This window comes from Niabella digestorum, from assembly GCF_036409055.1.
Lineage (GTDB): Bacteria > Bacteroidota > Bacteroidia > Chitinophagales > Chitinophagaceae > Niabella > Niabella composti.
Genome location: NZ_JAZGLY010000001.1, coordinates 253,538 through 273,993 on the forward strand (window position 1 = coordinate 253,538; position 20,456 = coordinate 273,993).

A 20,456-nucleotide genomic window follows, 5' to 3' on the forward strand; every position below is an offset into this window, starting at 1 on the left:
TTTAAGAGGGTATCCATTGTTGTATCAGCATGCTCAGTTCTTCCTCCAGACTTACCGAAGGCATGGGTATACCCACCCGCCGATACCAATAGTTAGCATTCCAATCATCACCTTCTTGTCGGTGTAGAAAGGCATGCAGGCGATCGAACTCTTTTGCGCCTTCGTGTTGTTGTGCTATTTGATGTGCTTTATTCCAATTACCTTTTGCAGCATGCCAGAGGGCGCTTTGTAGAGCATTGTATGCTGAGGGTGGAGCGGAGTGAGATAAAGAATCTTTAAATGACTGAGGTATCATGCTATAAAAATAGTAAAATCTTATGGGTATGTACGTGGTATGTCTCTTTGCTATTTTAGTGGGACTTGAGGGGGTATGCTAAGATGTGTCAATCAGCTTGTGCTAATTAATAATAATAAATACGGGCTGAATGTAAAAATTGGACGAATCTGCTTTCTATATAATTCCCATGTTCCTTGCAATAGCCAATAGCTCTGTAATACTATTACATCTCATCTTTTTAAAGATATTCTTTCTGTGTGTGGCAATAGTGTGTGGGCTAAGAGAAAGCGATTGGGCCACTTCAGCTGCAGATTCTCCTGTGGCAAATCTTCTGATAATATCGATTTCCCGAGAAGTAAGAGAGAGTGCTTGGTCAGCAGAGGGGTCATTGAGCAATTTCTGTATAACGGGGCAGAGATAAGGCTTAGTTTTGCCGGCGAAGTACAGGCATTTTATAATCTCGTCGAAAGACGAGTATTTACTGATAACCCCGTGAGGTTTATATCGCATCAGGTCTTTTATCAATAAAGGGTTTGTTATAGAAGAGATGATAATAGCCCTAGATTTAGGTTTTATACGTCTGATATCTTTAAGTAGATTTAAAGTAGTTTCATTATTGATATAATATTCCATGAAGAATACTATCTCATTGGTTAGTTTTTCCTTAAAGACAAATTCTAGAACTTCCCTTTCATCATAGAATGAAAAGACATGACTGAATAATCGGGTGGTTTCTAGCGTACGTGCAAAAGTGTCCGTAAACAACTTATGATCATCCAGTAAAATAGCGAGAGGACCATTTTCATTTAATGAAAGTCTCATTTCACATCTTGCGGTTTTGATTTATTAATCGATTAAAGATAAGATATTTATGATGTGCTAGGCATAATTACTATTGTAAACTTAAAAAAGTTTCATATAACTTAAAAAGGGTATTCAATATTTTTTATATAACCTATTTAGAGTATTTGTTAAATAGTTTTACACCTCTATAATTTTTCAAGAATAATTTCGCCACCTGTTCCCTCTACCTGCTATTTTATACATGTTATAATTATTTATTATATATTTAAATATAGCAAATTTTACTATTATGAAAATCGCAATCAAAACGCCACTATTTTTAGTGCTAATTTTTTCGGTATTATTAGCCAACGCACAGCAGGCTAAGAAACCTATCAATTTCGTTCTTGGAGAATATCCTGCCCAGCCCCAGTCTCCTGAATATTTTACCCGTTCTGGTTATTTACCAACATCTCAATTTAGGAGTAATTTTACTTACTATTTATATTTTGGGAAAAAGGATGCTACTACTCCAGGATGGAACAGGGTTGTAAAATTATTCGATATTGAGGGGGAATCTTATAGTGTTACAAAGGCAGTACCTGGAGAGAAGCCTTTTAAAAAGGTAATCATTAGACGTAGTTCTAATGACCAAAAAACCACAGCTCTGTTTGAAATACCTAGTGCACTAGATAATCCGGTAGCTGATAGAAGTAGTGTGTATATACTTCCTGATTACTCAGGTAATATGGAAGACCTGATTAATACTTACACCATCAACCGCGGTACTGATAATGTTTTCGTAAACGTGGGCTCCACTACTACCAATATTGAGCGAGTGGATATGATCTTGGATAGCCCTATGAGTGTAGCTTCTCTTAATAAGCAAACATCGGGGTTCTTACTAATGGATCGTGGTGGTAATGATAATTTTAAAGTGGCAGCGATCATTGGTTTCAATGATGTAACCGATGAAGTGACTCAATTAACAACAGCAGCTACCGTAAGTAAAAGTTATTGGGGACAAACAGGGGTTAATATTATTTCCGTTGTATTGCAAGGACAACCTGAAGAGCTTTATCCCAGCCAGACTATCTCATTGCAGTCACTGAGTGGGGTATTTGTACCTCTGTCTATTTTTAATAATTTGCCTGATGGTGCTACCTTGTACGGTATCAGTGTTTTTGCGAACGATGTCAATTTATCTCCTGAAGATCTGTTAGATATTGATAAATATCCTACTAATACTCCTGAAGCTATTGGTAGTCAGGATAATGGTCTTGATTTGATGGCGGGTGGTGGATTCTTTACCAAAGCCATTTTGGTAAAAGGTAAAATATGGAAAGATGAGAGTCTAGATGCCATTATTAATAACGGAGAGAACGGCATTGATGCCGGTATATGGGTAAACCTTGTGGATCCTGATGATAAAGTTGTAAGCTCTGTGAAGGTTGCGGATGATGGAAGTTACACTTTATTTGTACCTGATAATGGTATCGTGAGCGGTAACTACAAAGTAATCCTTACTACTAAGGAATATTACGAGGGAAATGTGCTTACAGCTTCAGAAAGACCTGATGGATACGGCTTCACAGGGGTGAATGTAGGCGGTACACCCAACACTTCTAACAAAAGTGGAATTATTGATATAGGAGAAATTGATGGCAACGGCGATATTACCGATGTCAACTTTGGTATTCTTGATGAAGCCCAGCTTCCTGTAACTTTCGGTTCTATTCAAGCGTACATAAAAAATAATGAGCTGTTTGTATTGTGGAGCACGCTGTCAGAGGTTGGCAATTCCAGATTTGAAATAGAAGCTTCTTACGATGGTAAAAACTTCTTCAAAATAGGCGAAGTAGCGAGCCAGGCAGAAGGGGGTAATTCTTCTTCAGAGCTACAGTATAGTTTCCAGAAGAAAATATCGGCAAGTTTGTTATTTATTCCTGTGCTAGCTGCAGTAGTGTTGATGTTATTTGCCTTTAACCGCAAGAATAAATTATGGGCATTGTCCTTGCTTTTTGCAATGGTTTCTTCATTTGGTTTTTACTCTTGCAAGAAGAGCGACCAGGCATTTACAAAAGATGCAGACAAGCTGTTTATCCGCATCAAACAGATAGATTGGGATAATCAATATGAGTACAGTAAAACAGTACAAGTAATAAAATACTAAAATGAAGAGGCCGCTTTACAGCGGCCTCTTCGTTATATGTTGGGTATCGGATATTATCTTAAGGCACTTGTACACATAATGTATAAATTTTAAAGATAATAAAAATAACTTAAAAAGGGTATAAAGCATATATTATATAACCCTTTTACAGTATTTGTCGGAAAGTAGTTTTTCAAAATTCAATTTTGAATTAACTTGCGCCGGATTTAACCGTTACCCTTATATGTATCCGTATATATAAGATTTACCCTATTTATTTAATCCTATAACCCACAAACTTAATCTTATCATGAGTAGATTGACAAAACTAATTGTGTCCTTACCCGTATTTTTAGTTTTTTCTTCCTTGATGGCTAATGCACAGCCTAAAAAGCCTATCAATTTTGTTATTGGAAACACTCCGACCCAAAGTCCAGCCTATAAGTACACTATTAAGGGCTATGGCGGAACCTATGCAACCAATCGCAATTACGAGTTAATTTTCGGGCAGAAGAATGCTAATACTCCTGGCTTCAACAGGGTTGTAAAGCTTTTTGATATTCAGGGAGAGTCTTACAGCGTAACTAAAGGGGTGCCTGGCGAAAAACCTTTTAAAAAAGTAATTATAAGACGTAGCTCAGGTTCTACAAAAACAACAGCACTTTTTGAAATCCCTAATGAGTTACCTACCAACGTTTTCCCCAATAACTATAAGGTGTACATGGTTCCCGATTATGTAGGAACTATGGAAAACCTAATTAACAGTTACACCATCAATCGAGGAACCGACAATGTTTTCGTTAATGATGCAGCTACTACCACTAATATTGAGCGAGTAGATCTGATATTGGAAAATCCGGTATCAGTACATGCTGTTACTAAGAATACCTCGGGTTTTTTGCTGATGGAGCGTGGTGGTAATGATGACTTTAAAGTTGCAGCCATTACCGGTCTTAGTGGCGACAATATTACTAAATTGGCCACTCCAAGTCTTGTAAAAAAATCGGACTGGGGTGCTACGGGTGTACAAATCCCCTCAATAGTACTACAAGGTGAGCCTAATGCTCTCAAACCCAGTCAAAACATTTCTACTCAAATGTTGAGTGGCGTGTTTATCCCTCTGTCAGCGTTGAATGTTTCAGCGGGAGAAACAATATACGGTTTGAGTTTATTTGCGGCAGATGTCAATCTTTCTGGAGCAGACTTGCTCAACATTAGTAAATATCCTACCAACACCAAGGACAATAGCGGCGGTTATAGCCATGGCCTTGATTTAATGGCTGGAGGTGGCTTTTTTACTCGCGCTATTTTGGTAAAAGGTAAAATATGGAAAGATGAGAGTATAGATGCCATTATTAATAACGGAGAGAACGGCATTGATGCCGGTATATGGGTAAACCTTGTAGACCCCAACGGGAAAGTAGTAAGCTCCGTACAAACCAAAAATGATGGAAGTTATACCTTGTATACTCCTGATAACAGTTTGGTGGACGGTGGGTACAAAGTAATTCTTACAACCCGTGAATATTACGAAGGTGATGTATTGACACATTCTGAAAGGCCCGATGGATATGGATATACAGGAGTGAATGTGGGAGGAGTGCCTGATGTATCGAATAAAAGTGGTATTATCAATATAGGCGCCATTGATGGTAATAGTGATGATATTACAGAAGTGAACTTTGGTGTTCTTGATGAACACTCGCTTCCTGTAACTTTCGGTTCTATTCAAGCGTACATAAAAAATAATGAGCTGTTTGTATTGTGGAGCACGCTGTCAGAGGTTGGTAATTCCAGATTTGAAATAGAAGCTTCTTACGATGGTAAAAACTTCTTCAAAATAGGCGAAGTAGCGAGCCAAGCAGAAGGGGGAAATTCTTCTTCAGAACTACAGTATAGTTTCCAGAAGAAAATATCGGCAAGTTTGTTATTTATTCCTGTGCTAGCTGCAGTAGTGTTGATGTTATTTGCCTTTAACCGCAAGAATAAATTATGGGCATTGTCCTTGCTTTTTGCAATGGTTTCTTCATTTGGCTTTTACTCTTGTAAGAAGAGCGATCAAGCATTTACAAAAGATGCAGACAAGCTGTTTATCCGCATCAAACAGATAGATTTGGATAATCAATATGAGTACAGTAAAACAGTACAGGTAATAAAATACTAAAATGAAGAGGCCGCTGTAAAGCGGCCTCTTTTATTAGATGTTACAATTATTGGATAACATTCAAAATGTCTTGAAGAGTATAATCTGGACAAGCTCCTTTTTTTGATGCCACAAATGCACCTATGCGGCAGGCAAAGTCCAGAGATGCATCTGGCAAAGTTCCCGATACATGTTGGGATAAAAAACCGGCAAGAAAGGCATCCCCACTTCCTATAGTATCTGCCACTTGTACTTTATAGCCGTTATGATTATAAAACTGTTCTTGATAAAATAGTGTTGCACCATGTGCTCCCTTGGTAACCAGTATAGTGGGAATGGTAAATGTTGAGCTTAATATATGTACTTGCTTTTCAAAAGTATCTGTATCGGTATACCAAGAAGCGATAAGAGTAAGTTCGTGGTCATTCAATTTTAAAATATCTGCCTGTTGTAATAACGCCGTTACAGTGTCTTTGGTATAATGGGGTGGACGTAAATTGATATCTACAATCTTGTTTTTTGCACTTTTTAATAATTCAAATAAAGTTGTTCGTGAGTGTTCACTACGGGCTAGCAGACTACCACATATGAAATAATCTGCTTCTTTTACCATCTGCAATAGCGAAGGAGTAATATCGATATAATCCCATGCTACTGGCTGTACGATGTCGTATTCCATCTCATTACCAATTTGAGTGGCAATTACCGTTCCGGTGGGCTTTTCAGCATCTGTTTGAATATGAGATGTGACTACTTGATGGTCTTGCAGAAAACGAATCAGCTCCTTCCCGTTTTCATCGTCGCCTATTTTCGAAATCAAAGCTGCCTGTTGTCCCAGCCTGTTTAGGTGATAACACACATTCATAGGGGCACCTCCGGGTACTTTTCCGGTTGGTAATATGTCCCAGAGAATTTCGCCAAAACAGATAGCATTCATATAGCTTCTTTTAACAAATAAAGAAAGGAGGATGCAGAAATGTATCCCCTCCATACACCCTCCTTTGGATGAATTAAAGCAAAAATTTATCGTTTAGCCAGCCCTCGATCAATTTCAAGTCATCCTCGGTAATAGAAATGGACATGGCTTTTGCATTTTCCTCGGCCTGTTTTGCATTCCGTGCACCGGCAAGTGCAGCAGCTACGGCAGGCTGATGGAAGGTCCACGCCAGTACCAATTGGGCTGTGGTGGCATTGTATTTTGCAGCTAAATCAGCAAGATTATCGGTGAGCCTTTTTACTGCAGCAAAATCAAAACGCTTGAAATAGTGATTGCGATGATCACCTTCTGCCAAGGTTTGCATGGTAGCATATTTGCCCGTTAGCAATCCGCGTTCCATGGGGCTGTATGCGATAACGGAAAGATTATTTTCCAAACAGTAGGGAACAACTTCTTTTTCAATATCACGTTTCAGCATACTGTAGGGTACTTGGTTGCTGGCTAGTTTTACCGTCTGCTCAGCTTCTTTGAGCTGTGCTGCATTATAGTTACATACTCCAATAGCTCTTACTTTTCCATCCTGCAGCATTTTTTCCATGGCGCGCATGGTTTCTTCGATGGGGGTGGTAGAGTCGGGCCAGTGAAGTTGTATAAGGTCGATGTAATCTGTCTGTAATCTTTTCAGGCTTTCTTCCACATCACGCAAAGCCTTTTCATAACCGCCATACTTGTATATTTTTTTCAGGTTCCCCTGATTATCCGTGCCATCAAAGGCATAGTCACCTTTTTCCATATCCCATACCATACCAAATTTGGTAAGTATTTGCACTCTACTGCGGTCGTATTTTTTTATGGCTTTACCTACCAGCTCCTCGCTGTAGCCAAATCCGTAAATAGGAGCAGTATCAATGGATGTAACACCATTGTCAATATACGCCTGTATAGCTTCGATAGAATCTTTCTCGTCGTTTCCTCCCCACATGAAACCGCCTATAGCCCAGGCGCCCATGGTAATGGGGGTTACTTCAACATCTGTAGTACCTAATTTTCTCTTCATGGTATCATTTTTTTCAATGTGAATGAAAGATATTGTAAAGATAGCTTAATAATATGGCAGCTTTAGTGTCCTCTTCCATCAGTTGATGAAAACTTTTCAAGCTTTAAGTCTGCAAACTTTTTAACTGTTCCCTATCTTCGCCTTGTAAAAAACCAATTATCCTAATAAAAATAAGTTGAAATGCAACCTAAATACAAGCGGATATTGTTAAAACTTTCAGGAGAGTCTTTAATGGGTAATAGAAATTATGGAATGGACCCCGATATTATTACCCAATACGCACAGGAAATCAAGGCTGTAGTGGACATGGGTGTTCAGGTTGCTATAGTAATCGGTGGTGGTAATATTTACAGAGGAATGAATGAAGCTCAGACGGGAATTGAGCGCGCGCATGGCGATTATATGGGAATGTTGGCAACGGTGATTAACGGTATGGCTCTTCAGGCAGGCCTGGAAAAGGCCGGAGTGTTTACACGCCTGCAAAGCGCTATTGTAATGGAACAGATTGCAGAGCCCTATATTCGTCGCAGAGCCATTAGGCATTTGGAGAAGGAAAGAGTGGTCATCTTTGGAGCCGGAACCGGAAACCCCTATTTTACTACTGATACGGCAGGTTCACTGAGAGCAATAGAGATTAATGCTGATGTAATTTTAAAAGGTACCCGCGTAGATGGCGTATATACCGCCGACCCAGAAAAAGACCCCACCGCAACCCGATATAAAACCGTAAGCTATCAGGAGTGTCTTACCAATAATCTACGCATTATGGATATGACTGCCTTTACCTTGTGTATGGAAAATAAATTACCGATTATTGTATTTGATATGAATAAACCAGGCAATTTGGCAAAAGTAGTGGCTGGAGAAGATGTAGGTACACTCATCAGTTAATGGTCCACAGCTGTTTAATAGCATCATATGAACATCGCTGATATCAGAACCCAATATTCCCAGAAAAGCCTTTCTGAAGCAGATGTATTGCCAGACGCTATAGCGCAGTTCGAAAAATGGTGGGATGAGGTCATTCATTCGCAGATTACAGAGCCTAATGCAATGACCCTTGCAACAGCATCGCTAGATGGAGTTCCTGACGCTCGTATTGTACTACTCAAGGGAGTATCTCAAGAGGGCTTTACTTTCTTTACCAATTATGAAAGTCAGAAAGGCCAACAGTTAGCGCAAAATCCTCGTGCATGCCTAGTTTTCTTTTGGAAGGAACTGGAGCGTCAAGTGCGCATTAGAGGGGTAGTGTCAAAAGTGTCTAAGGAAGAAAGTGAAGCATACTTTTTCTCCCGACCTGAAGGCAGTCAAATTGGGGCCTGCGCATCGCCACAAAGCCGTGTAATTGCCGATAGACAGGAGTTAGAATCGAGAGTACAAGCTTTAGAAGAAGCTGTTAAAAAAGGACATAAGATTGAAAAACCCGACTACTGGGGTGGTTATATTTTGAAGCCGGAGAGCCTCGAATTTTGGCAAGGAAGACCAAACAGGCTACATGATAGAATTCTATACACTTTGCAGGATAAGGGTGATTGGCTCATTCAGCGCCTGGCTCCTTAGTCATCGATTATTTTTCCGCATATGGTAAAATCTTTTCCCGAATGCGAAGCTATAAAATTGGGGAGATGAAGAACTTTTGCAGGAAAACAGCTTATGTCCTGCGATTTTCAATTCCTTTGTTATTGTGATGAAGGGTATATAGTGCGCTGTAAACAATGCAGGCACTATCAGATTGCTTTCATTTCAACTCTGATTACAGTGGATGAAGCAAACTTTACTGTTTTCTGCAGTCATGTTCGAAATAAGGCAGCTCATAACTACGCTTATATCAATAGAGACGCCAAAATTATTATCATTCCTACATCTGCGAGTGATGTGAATCTGTTGCTTACACCCAACGAGCTTTCCAGACTTTACGGAATGCTCGAGGAGGCGGATAATGAAATAAAGGTGCAGGAATTGCTAGGATTGTTCGGATAGAGAAGACAGATAATAAAAAAAGGAGCTTAGAGCTCCTGTTTAGCAATTTGTTTTTTCGTAAGTTGAAATTACTTAGCCGCTTCAGTTTCAGCAACTTTTTTCGCCGCCAGTTTTTTCTTTTTACGCGGGCGGCATTTTCCAAATGAACCTTTAAAACGTTTACCTTTTACGGTTTTTTTGTCGCCTTTACCCATAATATAATAGTTGTTTCAATTTTGCCGCAAACCTACATAAAATTCACGAAAAATGCCCTGACTAAGGCAGGGCATTCAATACTTTGTGCGACTACGCGGTTAGAGCTTAGAAGCAAGCTCTTTACCAGCTTTAAAGCGAGCCACTTTTTTAGCTTTGATTTTGATAACTGCACCGGTTTGTGGGTTGCGTCCGTTACGTGCAGCTCTTTTAGATACAGAGAAAGTACCAAAACCTACCAGAGTTACTTTATCTCCTTTTTTCAAGGTTTTAGTAACAGCATCAATGAATGAATCTAAGGCAGCATTAGCTTGTGTTTTAGTAATGCCGGCATCTTTAGCAAGCTTTTCAATCAATTCAGACTTGTTCATAATTTAATTTTTAGTGTGTTTACTTTTAAGTACAACAAATTTAGAGGGTTTTATCTCATACTAACAAAATATTTTGTTATAAATCTCCTCAGAAAATTGCTGTCAAAGCTAGACGGAGTAAGGATTTGCGCAAAAGACGGGAGAGGCTAATAGGTTGGTATGAAATGAGCGAATCGGCTGAAATCCGCTACAGACAAGGATTTTGGAAGGAGTTGCTTCAAATACGCTACTGTAGAGGCTTATAGAGGAATATACATTTTTTTTTGAATAAACGAACACTCTCAAAAATCTTATGCACATTCAATTCACAATCTCCATTACAGTGCGAAATGCGATGTATTGATCACCCCATTTGTCCAAGGTTTCCTGTCTTAAGGCATCTGAATATTGTGAAAGATAGCGTCGATAATCCGCTTCAGAGGCGGCAAAATACTGAATAGCATAGGTAGGTCCTTCGCTCTCGTCGATTTCTTTTAGTTTTAAGATGGTTGCTTTTATAAAGCAACCTGTTGCCAACATAGCGGGAATATGATGCTCTCGCATCCACTGTAGCCAAGCTTCGTGAATCTGATGGCTTACTTTGCTGGTAACATTATATACAATACGGGGTTGCATTATACTTTCAGTTTTAAATACACAGGGCAATGATCACTGTGCTTTACATCGGGATAAATTTCAGCATCTTCTACTTTGTTTTTCAAAGCGTCCGTAACTGTAATATAGTCAATACGCCAGCCTTTGTTATTCAGACGTACGCTAGGAAAGCGTTGGCTCCACCAGCTGTAACGGTGCGCTTCATTAGGGTGCACAATGCGAAAGGTGTCGTGAAAGCCATGGCTTAGCAATTTATCCATCCAAGCGCGTTCTTCGGGCAAAAATCCTGAAGAATTTTTATTGCCCTTTGGGTCGTGAATGTCTATTTCTTTGTGTGCGATATTGTAATCGCCACATATAATCAGCTTTTGATGCTTCTTCTTAAGCTCATTGACGTAGTCGAAAAACTCGTCTAGCCATGCGTATTTAAAGGCTTGTCTTACTTCCCCGCTGGTTCCTGAAGGGAAATAGGCATTGATAAGACGAACGTCGCCAAAATCTAGCTGTATAACACGTCCTTCCTCATCACTTACTTGATGGCCGGTTCCATAAACCACATTATCTGGCTTTATTTTGGTAAATACGGCTACTCCACTATATCCCTTCTTTTGGGCCGAGAACCAGTAATCATGGTAGCCCATTTCATTTAAAACGGAGCAGTCAATGTTGCTCTTTTCGGCTTTGGTTTCTTGAAGACAGATGATATCTCCCGGATCGGACTGTAGCCAATCTATAAACCCTTTCTTAATAGCGGCACGTATGCCGTTTACATTGTAGCTGATGATACGCATGATAGTGAGTTGATCGGTGAGGAACAAAAATAAGTTTATCTTGCTATTAATAGTATTTAGTAGTTATGGATATAGTTTGAACTTATTAATTAGCTATTATGAGGATTTTATTTGGATGCTTAATATTTCACTACAATTTTTTATCCTTTATATTCGCTGAAGGAAAGTACCTTTCTTGAAGATGGTAGTTTGCCGGATGAAACATTCGTATTGTAAAATTGTTTTTGCTGTTTATGGAATCTACAAAAGAATCTACACACGAGTTTGCGAAAAAAAGGAAAGCTAGAAAAATTGCCGAACCCATTATACCTGCTAAAGAAGCCGTGTACCTGGAAGGTCCCAAAAGTCGCGGATACGAATTTGTGTTTTTGTGTAAAGTAGCATGGGAGCTTTTTAGAGGCTTGCGAAGTTTGCACTTCGTAGGGCCTTGTATTACCGTATTTGGCTCGGCCCGTTTTTCGGAAGATCACATTTATTATAAAAAGGCCAGAGAGTTTGGTCGTCGTATTGCCGAGATGGGGTTTACTACCATGACTGGTGGTGGTCCCGGTATTATGGAAGCTGCTAACCGCGGTGCTTTTGAAGCAGGAGGCAAATCGGTAGGATGTAATATTAAACTTCCTTTTGAACAACACTACAACCAATATCTCACCAAAGCGGTAACCTTTGAGCATTTTTTTACCCGTAAGACGTTGCTCATTAAGTATAGTTATGCTTTTATCATTATGCCCGGTGGTTTTGGTACCATGGATGAGTTTTTTGAAATCCTGACATTGGTGCAAACCAAAACCGTGACCGAGTTTCCTATCGTGTTGTTCGGAAAAGAATTTTATGCCGATCTAATGACAGCCATTGAGGATATGGCCGAAAAAGGAACGATATCCCCCGAAGACTTGGAGCTGGTATTGCTTACAGATGATATTGATGAGGCAATGGAACATATTCGCAAGTATATTACCTCTAACTATAAAATCAAAAGAAGAAAACGTATTCCTTGGTTATTTGAGAAAAGTTAGCAAAGAGAGGATTGCGATGAGTCTGCTTAGAAAATGAAAGGATAGCCGATGCCCACCTGCAACTGACTTCCTTTGAAGAAAGGATAAGCAAAGAATTTGTTTTGATATGCCGCATTCTCTAAGTCGGGGCTGGGGTCCTTCACTTTATAGGCATAATCCAAGCGTATGACAAAGAAGCCGAAATCGGCTCTGATACCGGCTCCGGCTCCGATAGCCAAGTCGGTTCCCAAACGCGATAATTTGAAGGTCTCATTCTCCAGCCCGGCGTCTTTTTTCAGCAGCCACACGTTTCCGATATCGGTAAACAATGCCCCATTGATAGGAATGCCTGAGATATTGAACAATGGCATCCGGTACTCAATATTAGCTTCCAGCTGAACATCTCCAAATCGGTCGGGCACACTATAAGGCCCATCAAATTTTTTAATGGTAGAGCCAGGACCCAGTCGTCGCAATTGCCATGCACGCATACTGTTGGGACCTCCACTAAAGTATTGTTTGAAGAATGGTAATTGTGTACGCTTTTCTGGATTGGGTGTGGACTCTAGTTCATATCCTATCCCTGCGAAACCACGTAATACCAATCCGGATTGGCTGCCCAGCTTAAGCAACTTCGCATATTCTGCATCTGCTTTTATAAAGCGATACAATTGTTCATCGATAAACTTACTATGCACCATGCCCGTAAGCAATCCCGATGCTTCCAGGTTTAATTTCAGCACATTAATACTACGTTTGTTGCTGCTGTTCCAAGGCATGGAAAAATTGGCAATAACCGAGGTAATTAAACCATCTGAGAATAGATTTTTGATAGAAGGATTGCTATCTATAAGCGTGAGCAACCGATCTCTTTTCTTGATATAAGAGTATTCAATATTGGGAATTTTAATGCCTATGGAATAGGTGCGATTATTTACTGCATATTTTTCGGGACGGGCACGCCAAGTGAAGTCATATCCCCAGGCCGTATTAAAGCTGGTAAGATTGAATAAGTATCTTCTTTCGGTATTCGCTGCATTCAGTGTAAGAACTGACTGGATATTTCCTCTAAAGTCGCGTTTCAATTTGTGCATACCAGGAAATACAAAGCGTGGGAAAACAAGAGAGTTGCTCAGGCTTACCTGCTGTGCTTGTATAAATTCTCCGGAATTGATAATCCCTCCCAGTTCGACACCATAGCGAACATTGGTGTTAAACTGACTGGCACTCCGGAGAAAATTTCGGTTTTGCAACCCTACATTGACGCCTATACCTACAAAGCGACCGCTGATGGCACTTTCGCTGAAACTGCTTTCCAAATTGGTAGTAAAATTGTATTTGGGAGCAGGATTGAGTTGTATTTCAAAATCCACAGTATCGGTATTATCTCGCGGAATCTGCGCAATATCTACCAGTCGCCATGTGCCTAATGCATTAAAGCGGTTCAGCGTACGCATATAACGATTTTGCCTGTATAGCTCACCTCTTTTCAGATAAATGTATTGAGGAAATATATGAGGTCTAAATTTATTGGAGCGCTGTATAACAGTTACATTATCTAGGGTAGTTATTTTTCCTGCACTCCTCAAGGTGTCGGTTCGGGTATCGGGATATACCGTAACATTGCCTACATAATATTTTTTAAAAGTACTATCGGGTCTTTGCCTAATTTCAATGTTGGCGATGGGATTATCTACCCGTTCCTTGAGTTTCTGCAAATGCATGGCCTGCTCAAAAGGATCGAACTCCGGTACCAGCAATTCCAGGTCCATCGTATCCCATAATACGTAAAGCTGGTTTCTAGAAAACAAAAGATATCCATTATTGCGATGGAGTTCTACGAGTCTGTCCAGTTCGGCAGACAAAGGTGCTTGGGCAAAGGGATCGCCTTCTTTGACAAACGCAGCATCGGTATTCTTTTCAACAAGGTTTTTAATACTGTCATTCAAAAGCGTATATGCTAGAGAGTCGATGCGTGTAACAGGGCCGGGTTTTACATGGAAGGTGATACGTGCTTTCTGATGCGCTCCGGCATTCTCTATTGCTGTGGTGAATGATATGGAATCATGAAAATACCCCTCGCCATTGAGGTAGTAATTCATATGCTCCATGGATTTTGTAATAAGACTGCTATCTAATACCTGCGGATTCTTCAAAACTTTCCAGAATACCTTATCTAATTTGCGTGCGGCAATGCTGTCATCAAGTTGCTGATACAATCCTCCTTCCAGTCGGAGCTTTTCGCTTTTCGTAAGCCGGGCGTCATCTACTTTAATGTTGGTTTCGAAAATATAGGGTTTGCCTGCCGGCTCATTCTTTACGACAGTGAAGATGGTACAGGATGAAAAAAACAGTACCAATACTATTGGTAAGAGATAAAGTCCTGTATTTTTGTATACTGATACTTTGTTAAGCAATTGTCTGAATTAATGTAAATGCTTACTAAATCTGAGGCCAAATATATTCAAACTTTAAGCCAAAAAAAACAAAGGGATGCCGAAAGCCTTTTTGTTGTGGAAGGCCCCAAGATAGTAAGTGAAGCATTTGCTGCACAAAATATCCGTATCCGCAAGATTTATGCTACGGAAGAATGGTTATTACAGAACAAAACCGCCATATCTGGGCGAGAATTTCAGCTAGTAACCGATATCGAATTAAAAAAAATATCCCAACTCACTACTCCCAATCAGGTATTGGCATTGATAGAAAAACCTTTCCACCAAAAATTTGAATTTAAGAAAGACCATTTAGCTCTGGTACTGGATGGTATTCAGGACCCCGGCAATATGGGTACTATTATACGCACTGCTGACTGGTTTGGGATTAGACAGATTATTTGCAGTACAGACTGTGCCGATGCGTATGGCTCTAAAGTAGTACAAGCTACTATGGGTAGCATTTTTAGGATTGAATTGTTATATACCGATTTGGCTGCTTGGCTACAGCAACCGTCTGGCGTAAAGATTTACGGTGCTTCTTTAAACGGAAAACCCTTGCAAACCTTCGAAACTCTACACCAAGGATTGCTAGTTATTGGTAACGAATCTCGCGGAATTAGGGAAAATGTGCTGCCGCTGCTTCATGAGAAAATTACAATTCCTAAAATCGGAGCTGCCGAATCTCTAAATGCGGCAGTGGCTACAGGCATTATTCTTTCTCACCTCACTTAATATTATCTGAAATGGATGGCCTTTACCGGCTGCACTTTTCTTACGATGTAAGAGGGAATCATCAGTACCAAAAAACAAATGATAAAGGTGCTGAAACAGATAAGTGCCACTTCCCAGGCCGATATTTTAACGGCTGCGGTATGGAGATAATATGCTTCTTCGTTAAGCTTGATAAAACCTGTTTTTATCTGGGCATACAATAAACCTAGGCCAATTGCAGCTCCTGCCAGAATACCGGTGAGGGCAATGAATGTGCTGTGTTGCAAAAATATCTTCTGTACCATCCAATCTGTAGCACCAACGGCTTTCAAAATACCTACCATACGCATGCGTTCGAGTACTAATATGATGAGGCAGGTAATGAGATTAATAATAGCTACAATAATCATGATACCGATGAGCACATTGCGTGTTACATTTTGCATATTAAGCCAATCGAAAATATTGGGCGCCAGCTCTTTGATATTACGTACACTCCATGTGGCGGGAAGGTCGGGCAGCGTTTCGAGGTGTTGGATTACTTCATCGACTTTTCTGTAATCCTTCAGGAAAATTTCATATCCGCCTATTTCGTCTTCTTCCCAGCCGTTAAGTCTGCGAATGAGTTTTAAATCGCCCAGTGCAAATGTGTTATCAAAGTCGCTAATACCGGTTTTAAATATCCCTTTCACAGTGAGGCGATCAGGTCTTTTAGAACCGTCGGGTCGGATAAAATAGATGAGCACTCGGTCGCCTACATCGAGTTTTAATTCAGATGCAGTTTTTTGGGAAATAACAATGTCCCGGCTATAAGAACTGTCGTTAAATGACAGAAAACGGCCTTTAACCATAAACTCCTCCAGCCTGGTGAAATCGAAATGCTTATCTATACCTTTCACGAGTACCCCTTGTAGGTCTTCAGGTGTTTTTAGAATGGCATAACGTGTGGCATAGGGATGAATAGTTTGTACGTCAGGGTCGGCTTTGATTTTCAGCATGGTGCTACTGTCGGCATTAATGGCAATTTCCTCTGAAGTTAAGGATGCAAAAGGGGTTACATACTGCACCCTTATGTGTCCGGAGAAACTGAAAATCTTTTCACTAACTTTTTGCTGGAAGCCGTTGGCAAAAGCCAAAGTAATAATCATAGCCGCTACGCTGATGGTGGTAGCGGCTATGGACAGCCTTATAATAAATTTCGAAAATGATCGGTTTTGATTAAATGCTATCCGATTCGCTATAAACGATGATAGTCCTATGGTCTGCTTAGTTTAAAAGTTGAATGATAAATAAATGATCTGTTATGCTGCTAACCTCTCAACTCATAAACAAATAACCAAAAATTACTGCCATTTCTTGGCATCTTCCAAGAACTTAGCCAGACCTATATCAGTAAGCGGATGTTTTAATAAGCCCAAAATGGGTTCCAGCGGACAGGTACATACATCAGCTCCGGCTTCGGCACAGCGAATGATATGATTTGTGTTGCGAATGGAGGCTGCCAATACTTGGGTTTTAAAGCCTTGCACATTGTAGATATGAGCGATTTGCTCGATTAGCTGAACACCATCCCAGCCGCTATCGTCAATACGGCCGATAAATGGCGAAACATAAGTAGCTCCGGCTTTTGCAGCCAATATAGCCTGTCCGGCACTGAATACTAGTGTACAGTTGGTTTTAATACCATTGTCGGTAAACCATTTGATGGCTTTAATACCGTCTTTAATCATCGGTACTTTTACCACAATATTAGGATGAAGGGCTGCTAGCTTTTTCCCTTCTTCAATAATGCCTTCATAATCGGTGCTTACCACTTCGGCACTTACGTCGCCATTTACGATTTCGCAGATGTCGAGGTAGTGCTTCATAATGGCCTCCTGTCCCTTAATCCCTTCTTTGGCCATTAAGGAGGGGTTAGTGGTCACACCATCTAAGATACCTAAGTCGTTGGCCTCTTTGATTTGATCGAGGTTAGCCGTATCAATAAAGAATTTCATAAAGCGTAAACGTTTAAATTGTTATAAGAACTTTTTTCACCTTTTTTATAAATAGCATAACATCAGGGCTTGTGGGTCCTTGTGTCAGCAATCGGATGTATAAAGGTTTAATAAACTAACAAGCTTGCCCTTATCAAAGTTTAGAAAAGATTGGCAATAATCAATAAATCCGGGCTGAAATATTTAAAATAAAAAATGCAGGCTACTCACATCGCGCCGCTACAACCGACTATCCTTGCTGCCTTCCGGCCCTGGGGAGGTTTATCAGGAGCTGGCCGTATGAGACCTGCGCCGCAAAAATAGTGTATCGGGGGCAACCTGCCAAAGGTTTTATGGGGCAGTTTTATTTATGTGACTACAGTATCACCTTCTTTCCACTCATGTTTCCATCTACGATGGCTCCACAACCACATATCCGGATATTGCCTAATGTTATTTTCCAAAAACTTAACAAATTGTAAAGTGAGCTGATCTGCGTTTTGCTCGCGCGGATGTTGGGTGTTTACGGTAAACTCTACTTCATAGTAGCCGCGCTTTACACATTTGATAAATGCGAATACTATAACTGCATCATTGGTAATGGCGCTTTTAGCAGGGCCTATGGTAAAAGCGGTTTTTCTGTTAAAGAAATAAAACCATTTGGCTTTGTCTATGCGACCTGGGCTTTGATCTGCAATCAAACCCAGACAATACAACGAACGACGGAAAGGCAGAAATTCGCGTGCCATCTTGGTAGCATTGATGAGATGAGCACCACCGCGACTACGTATTTTCTTGAATAGTTTTTCAAATGCTTTATTGTGGATAGGCATGTATACACCAATAAACTGGAAAGAGGTTTTGCGGGCTATCATCATATTGCCCCAGTCCCAGTTGAAATTATGTCCTAGATGTAGCTGCACCGAACGTCCGTTTTGATAGAATTGCTCTACTACCTCCCAATTCCCTCTAAATCTTTTCTCAAAAAAAGCGTCGGATGCTGAAAGCAGTTTTAACGATTCTATCATCGAATCGATTAATTTATGATAAAAGCTTTTTGCAATAGCAGTTCTTTCCTCTTCGCTTTTTTCAGGGAAAGCAATAAGCAGATTGTTCATTACCACTTCCCGGCGATAGCGGACTATATAGTAAAGAATGCCGTATATGCCATCGGAAATGAAATAAAGCACCCTAAGTGGGAGTAATGACATTAAATAAAAAAAAGTATAAACAATATAGTACATGGGTATAATGCCTAAATCGTATCACTGAAGTACATGCTCTTCAGTAATTATAATACGATGTTCTGTATCAGCTTGCTTTTATAAGGATAATCGGTATTATAATTCAGTCCGCGACTTTCTTTACGGAAGATAGCTCCTTTCACAATCAGATAGCCCACTGTAATCAGATTGCGTAGTTCCAGGATATTGGGTGAAAGTGTACTGGTTTTATACAATTGCTCTGTTTCTTCCCAGAGCAAATCGATTCTTTTGATGGCGCGTTCCAGTCTGATGTTGTTACGTACAATACCTACATAATCGCTCATTACTTGCTGCAACTCTTTAAGGCTTTGGGTAATAAGTATCAGCTCTTTAGGCGTGCTGGTCCCCATGGCATTCCACGCCGGTATGTTCAGCTTGCGAGTGGGGTGTTCCGAAAGTAGATTATTATCTACTTTATGCGATACATGTAGAAAACATCTGTGCGCAAATACCATAGCTTCGAGTAGGGAGTTGCTTGCTAAGCGGTTAGCACCGTGCAGTCCGGTGCTGCTGCATTCGCCCACGGCATAAAGGTTTTTGATGGAGGTCTGTCCCCACTCATCTACTTTAATACCTCCACAGCTATAATGCGCTGCAGGAGCCACAGGGATCATGTCCTTGCTTACGTCTATACCGATACTCTTACATTTTTCATAAATATTGGGAAAGTGTTCGATGAATTTTTCTTGGTCCATGTGTCGACAATCCAGCCATACGTGCTCTGTTCCCTCAGTTTTCATTTCATTGTCGATGGCACGTGCTACGATGTCGCGAGGCGCCAAATCTTTTCTCTCATCATAGCGAGCCATGAAGGCTTCGCCTTTTTTATTACGCAGAATACCACCGTCGCCGCGCACAGCTTCTGTAATTAAAAAAGCCTGCCCTCTCAGGCCGGGTTCGTATAGGGCTGTGGGATGGAACTGTATAAATTCCATATTCTCGATACGTCCTTTGGCACGGTATACCATCGCTACGCCATCACCTGTAGCAATGGCAGGGTTGGTTGTGGTTCTATACACCTGACCGTTGCCTCCTGTTGCTAGGTAAGTGGTTTTGGCAAGGATGGTTTCTATGTCGTTTGTCTTTTGATTTAAAGCGTACACGCCGTAGCATTCAATATCCGGAGTGGCTTTGGTGACCAGATAGCCCAAGTGGTGTTGGGTAATAATGTCTACGACAAAGCAGTGATTGATGATTTCGATATTGCTCATGCCGGCTACTGCATTCAGCAGGGTGCGTTCCATCTCCCAGCCGGTAATATCTTTATGATGAATGATGCGCGATTCGCTGTGCCCACCTTCCTTACCCAATTTGTAATCGCCGCTTTCTTCCTTGTCAAAATTAGCGCCTAGGTCTATTAATTCCTGTATGCGTTCGGGACCGTCTTTTACAACAATTTCCACAACCTTCTCATTACACAGCCCATCGCCTGCAATCAGGGTATCTTCTATGTGTTTTTCAAAACTATCATTCTGCCAGTCTCGCACTACAGCCACCCCGCCCTGTGCATACTTAGTGTTCGTTTCTTCGGCATCGGCCTTAGTAAGTATCAGGACTTTTTTATCGGGGTATCGGGATGCCATTTTATAGGCATATGTAAGGCCGGCTATACCTGTGCCTATTACTAAAAAATCTACCTGTTGCATGTACAAGCATTAAGTTTATAATCCGAAACAGAGGCCTGAAGCGTTACAGGCTACATGCTCCTTTTCTATTGATATACTGCTTCAAACGTACATAAAATTTTTCATACATAAGGAATTTTGCTAATAACGCATCAGTCAAAAACTATTA

Annotated in this window: 20 protein-coding genes and 1 other RNA gene; 7 read left to right on the forward strand and 14 right to left on the reverse strand. The window is 40.5% G+C overall.

Annotated features, from left to right (window positions below):
* Position 1 precedes the first annotated feature (1 nt).
* On the reverse strand, positions 2-295 hold the full coding sequence (locus V2H41_RS01065) for a hypothetical protein (protein WP_330973259.1): 294 nt from the start codon (positions 293-295) through the stop codon (positions 2-4).
* Between the two features lie 156 nt (positions 296-451).
* Entirely contained in the window at positions 452-1,099 is a 648-nt protein-coding gene (locus V2H41_RS01070; RefSeq protein ID WP_330973260.1) for a response regulator transcription factor, read from the reverse strand.
* A gap of 271 nt (positions 1,100-1,370) precedes the next feature.
* Between V2H41_RS01070 and V2H41_RS01075 the strand changes: the two genes are divergently transcribed.
* Positions 1,371-3,233, forward strand: a complete 1,863-nt coding sequence (locus V2H41_RS01075; protein ID WP_330973261.1) for a hypothetical protein — start codon at positions 1,371-1,373, stop codon at positions 3,231-3,233.
* A gap of 289 nt (positions 3,234-3,522) precedes the next feature.
* Positions 3,523-5,376 (forward strand): hypothetical protein, encoded by a 1,854-nt coding sequence (locus V2H41_RS01080; protein ID WP_330973262.1) that lies wholly within the window; start codon positions 3,523-3,525, stop codon positions 5,374-5,376.
* 46 nt (positions 5,377-5,422) lie between these two features.
* Here V2H41_RS01080 and V2H41_RS01085 read toward each other — a convergent pair whose 3' ends face one another.
* Positions 5,423-6,292, reverse strand: a complete 870-nt coding sequence (locus tag V2H41_RS01085) for a carbohydrate kinase family protein (RefSeq protein ID WP_330973263.1) — start codon at positions 6,290-6,292, stop codon at positions 5,423-5,425.
* A gap of 73 nt (positions 6,293-6,365) precedes the next feature.
* On the reverse strand, positions 6,366-7,349 hold the full coding sequence (locus V2H41_RS01090) for an aldo/keto reductase (RefSeq protein WP_330973264.1): 984 nt from the start codon (positions 7,347-7,349) through the stop codon (positions 6,366-6,368).
* A 180-nt stretch (positions 7,350-7,529) separates the two neighbouring features.
* On the opposite strand from V2H41_RS01090, the gene pyrH reads away from it, so the two are divergent.
* The 3 genes from pyrH to V2H41_RS01105 all read left to right on the forward strand — a co-directional run bounded on the left by pyrH (position 7,530) and on the right by V2H41_RS01105 (position 9,329).
* Positions 7,530-8,240, forward strand: coding sequence for a UMP kinase (gene pyrH / locus V2H41_RS01095; RefSeq protein WP_330973265.1), 711 nt, complete (start codon positions 7,530-7,532; stop codon positions 8,238-8,240).
* A gap of 27 nt (positions 8,241-8,267) precedes the next feature.
* On the forward strand, positions 8,268-8,909 hold the full coding sequence (pdxH, locus tag V2H41_RS01100; protein ID WP_330973266.1) for a pyridoxamine 5'-phosphate oxidase: 642 nt from the start codon (positions 8,268-8,270) through the stop codon (positions 8,907-8,909).
* 93 nt (positions 8,910-9,002) lie between these two features.
* On the forward strand, positions 9,003-9,329 hold the full coding sequence (locus V2H41_RS01105) for a DUF6686 family protein (protein ID WP_330973267.1): 327 nt from the start codon (positions 9,003-9,005) through the stop codon (positions 9,327-9,329).
* 68 nt (positions 9,330-9,397) lie between these two features.
* Here V2H41_RS01105 and V2H41_RS01110 read toward each other — a convergent pair whose 3' ends face one another.
* The 4 genes from V2H41_RS01110 to V2H41_RS01125 form a co-directional block, all read right to left on the reverse strand.
* Positions 9,398-9,523, reverse strand: coding sequence for a 30S ribosomal protein THX (locus V2H41_RS01110; RefSeq protein WP_330973268.1), 126 nt, complete (start codon positions 9,521-9,523; stop codon positions 9,398-9,400).
* Positions 9,524-9,622: 99 nt separating this feature from the next.
* Positions 9,623-9,892 carry an HU family DNA-binding protein gene (locus tag V2H41_RS01115; protein ID WP_330973269.1) on the reverse strand — a complete coding sequence of 90 codons (270 nt, stop codon included), beginning with the start codon at positions 9,890-9,892 and terminating at the stop codon, positions 9,623-9,625.
* Positions 9,893-10,192: 300 nt separating this feature from the next.
* Positions 10,193-10,507, reverse strand: a complete 315-nt coding sequence (locus tag V2H41_RS01120) for a DUF4286 family protein (protein WP_330973270.1) — start codon at positions 10,505-10,507, stop codon at positions 10,193-10,195.
* Positions 10,507-11,277 (reverse strand): exodeoxyribonuclease III, encoded by a 771-nt coding sequence (locus V2H41_RS01125; RefSeq protein ID WP_330973271.1) that lies wholly within the window; start codon positions 11,275-11,277, stop codon positions 10,507-10,509. Before V2H41_RS01125 ends, V2H41_RS01120 begins: the two co-directional genes overlap by 1 nt.
* 233 nt (positions 11,278-11,510) lie before the next feature.
* Between V2H41_RS01125 and V2H41_RS01130 the strand changes: the two genes are divergently transcribed.
* Positions 11,511-12,293, forward strand: a complete 783-nt coding sequence (locus tag V2H41_RS01130) for an LOG family protein (RefSeq protein ID WP_330973272.1) — start codon at positions 11,511-11,513, stop codon at positions 12,291-12,293.
* A 26-nt stretch (positions 12,294-12,319) separates the two neighbouring features.
* Here the strand turns inward: V2H41_RS01130 and tamL are convergent, their stop codons facing one another.
* Entirely contained in the window at positions 12,320-14,689 is a 2,370-nt protein-coding gene (gene tamL / locus V2H41_RS01135) for a translocation and assembly module lipoprotein TamL (RefSeq protein WP_330973273.1), read from the reverse strand.
* Between the two features lie 18 nt (positions 14,690-14,707).
* Between tamL and V2H41_RS01140 the strand changes: the two genes are divergently transcribed.
* Positions 14,708-15,442: a TrmH family RNA methyltransferase gene (locus V2H41_RS01140; protein WP_330973274.1), complete on the forward strand. Its 735-nt coding sequence runs from the start codon at positions 14,708-14,710 to the stop codon at positions 15,440-15,442.
* Between the two features lie 2 nt (positions 15,443-15,444).
* On the opposite strand, the gene V2H41_RS01145 is transcribed toward V2H41_RS01140, so the two are convergent.
* The 5 genes from V2H41_RS01145 to nadB all read right to left on the reverse strand — a co-directional run bounded on the left by V2H41_RS01145 (position 15,445) and on the right by nadB (position 20,308).
* Positions 15,445-16,680 carry an ABC transporter permease gene (locus V2H41_RS01145; protein ID WP_330973579.1) on the reverse strand — a complete coding sequence of 412 codons (1,236 nt, stop codon included), beginning with the start codon at positions 16,678-16,680 and terminating at the stop codon, positions 15,445-15,447.
* Between the two features lie 84 nt (positions 16,681-16,764).
* The gene (gene fsa / locus V2H41_RS01150) at positions 16,765-17,418 is read right to left on the reverse strand and encodes a fructose-6-phosphate aldolase (RefSeq protein WP_330973275.1); all 654 of its coding nucleotides are present in this window, start codon (positions 17,416-17,418) and stop codon (positions 16,765-16,767) included.
* Between the two features lie 192 nt (positions 17,419-17,610).
* Positions 17,611-17,710, reverse strand: an RNA gene (gene ffs / locus V2H41_RS01155) — signal recognition particle sRNA small type.
* Between the two features lie 55 nt (positions 17,711-17,765).
* Positions 17,766-18,641 (reverse strand): lysophospholipid acyltransferase family protein, encoded by an 876-nt coding sequence (locus V2H41_RS01160; protein ID WP_330973276.1) that lies wholly within the window; start codon positions 18,639-18,641, stop codon positions 17,766-17,768.
* Between the two features lie 47 nt (positions 18,642-18,688).
* The gene (gene nadB / locus V2H41_RS01165) at positions 18,689-20,308 is read right to left on the reverse strand and encodes an L-aspartate oxidase (RefSeq protein WP_330973277.1); all 1,620 of its coding nucleotides are present in this window, start codon (positions 20,306-20,308) and stop codon (positions 18,689-18,691) included.
* Between the last annotated feature and the right edge of the window lie 148 nt (positions 20,309-20,456).

Bases quoted from the DNA above. Each gene is read 5' to 3' on its own strand.
- V2H41_RS01065 (WP_330973259.1), bottom strand. From the start codon at position 295: ATGATACCTCAGTCATTTAAAGATTCTTTATCTCACTCCGCTCCACCC.
- V2H41_RS01070 (WP_330973260.1), bottom strand. From the start codon at position 1,099: ATGAGACTTTCATTAAATGAAAATGGTCCTCTCGCTATTTTACTGGAT.
- V2H41_RS01075 (WP_330973261.1), top strand. From the start codon at position 1,371: ATGAAAATCGCAATCAAAACGCCACTATTTTTAGTGCTAATTTTTTCG.
- V2H41_RS01080 (WP_330973262.1), top strand. From the start codon at position 3,523: ATGAGTAGATTGACAAAACTAATTGTGTCCTTACCCGTATTTTTAGTT.
- V2H41_RS01085 (WP_330973263.1), bottom strand. From the start codon at position 6,292: ATGAATGCTATCTGTTTTGGCGAAATTCTCTGGGACATATTACCAACC.
- V2H41_RS01090 (WP_330973264.1), bottom strand. From the start codon at position 7,349: ATGAAGAGAAAATTAGGTACTACAGATGTTGAAGTAACCCCCATTACC.
- pyrH (WP_330973265.1), top strand. From the start codon at position 7,530: ATGCAACCTAAATACAAGCGGATATTGTTAAAACTTTCAGGAGAGTCT.
- pdxH (WP_330973266.1), top strand. From the start codon at position 8,268: ATGAACATCGCTGATATCAGAACCCAATATTCCCAGAAAAGCCTTTCT.
- V2H41_RS01105 (WP_330973267.1), top strand. From the start codon at position 9,003: ATGTCCTGCGATTTTCAATTCCTTTGTTATTGTGATGAAGGGTATATA.
- V2H41_RS01110 (WP_330973268.1), bottom strand. From the start codon at position 9,523: ATGGGTAAAGGCGACAAAAAAACCGTAAAAGGTAAACGTTTTAAAGGT.
- V2H41_RS01115 (WP_330973269.1), bottom strand. From the start codon at position 9,892: ATGAACAAGTCTGAATTGATTGAAAAGCTTGCTAAAGATGCCGGCATT.
- V2H41_RS01120 (WP_330973270.1), bottom strand. From the start codon at position 10,507: ATGCAACCCCGTATTGTATATAATGTTACCAGCAAAGTAAGCCATCAG.
- V2H41_RS01125 (WP_330973271.1), bottom strand. From the start codon at position 11,277: ATGCGTATCATCAGCTACAATGTAAACGGCATACGTGCCGCTATTAAG.
- V2H41_RS01130 (WP_330973272.1), top strand. From the start codon at position 11,511: ATGGAATCTACAAAAGAATCTACACACGAGTTTGCGAAAAAAAGGAAA.
- V2H41_RS01140 (WP_330973274.1), top strand. From the start codon at position 14,708: ATGCTTACTAAATCTGAGGCCAAATATATTCAAACTTTAAGCCAAAAA.
- fsa (WP_330973275.1), bottom strand. From the start codon at position 17,418: ATGAAATTCTTTATTGATACGGCTAACCTCGATCAAATCAAAGAGGCC.
- V2H41_RS01160 (WP_330973276.1), bottom strand. From the start codon at position 18,641: ATGTACTATATTGTTTATACTTTTTTTTATTTAATGTCATTACTCCCA.
- nadB (WP_330973277.1), bottom strand. From the start codon at position 20,308: ATGCAACAGGTAGATTTTTTAGTAATAGGCACAGGTATAGCCGGCCTT.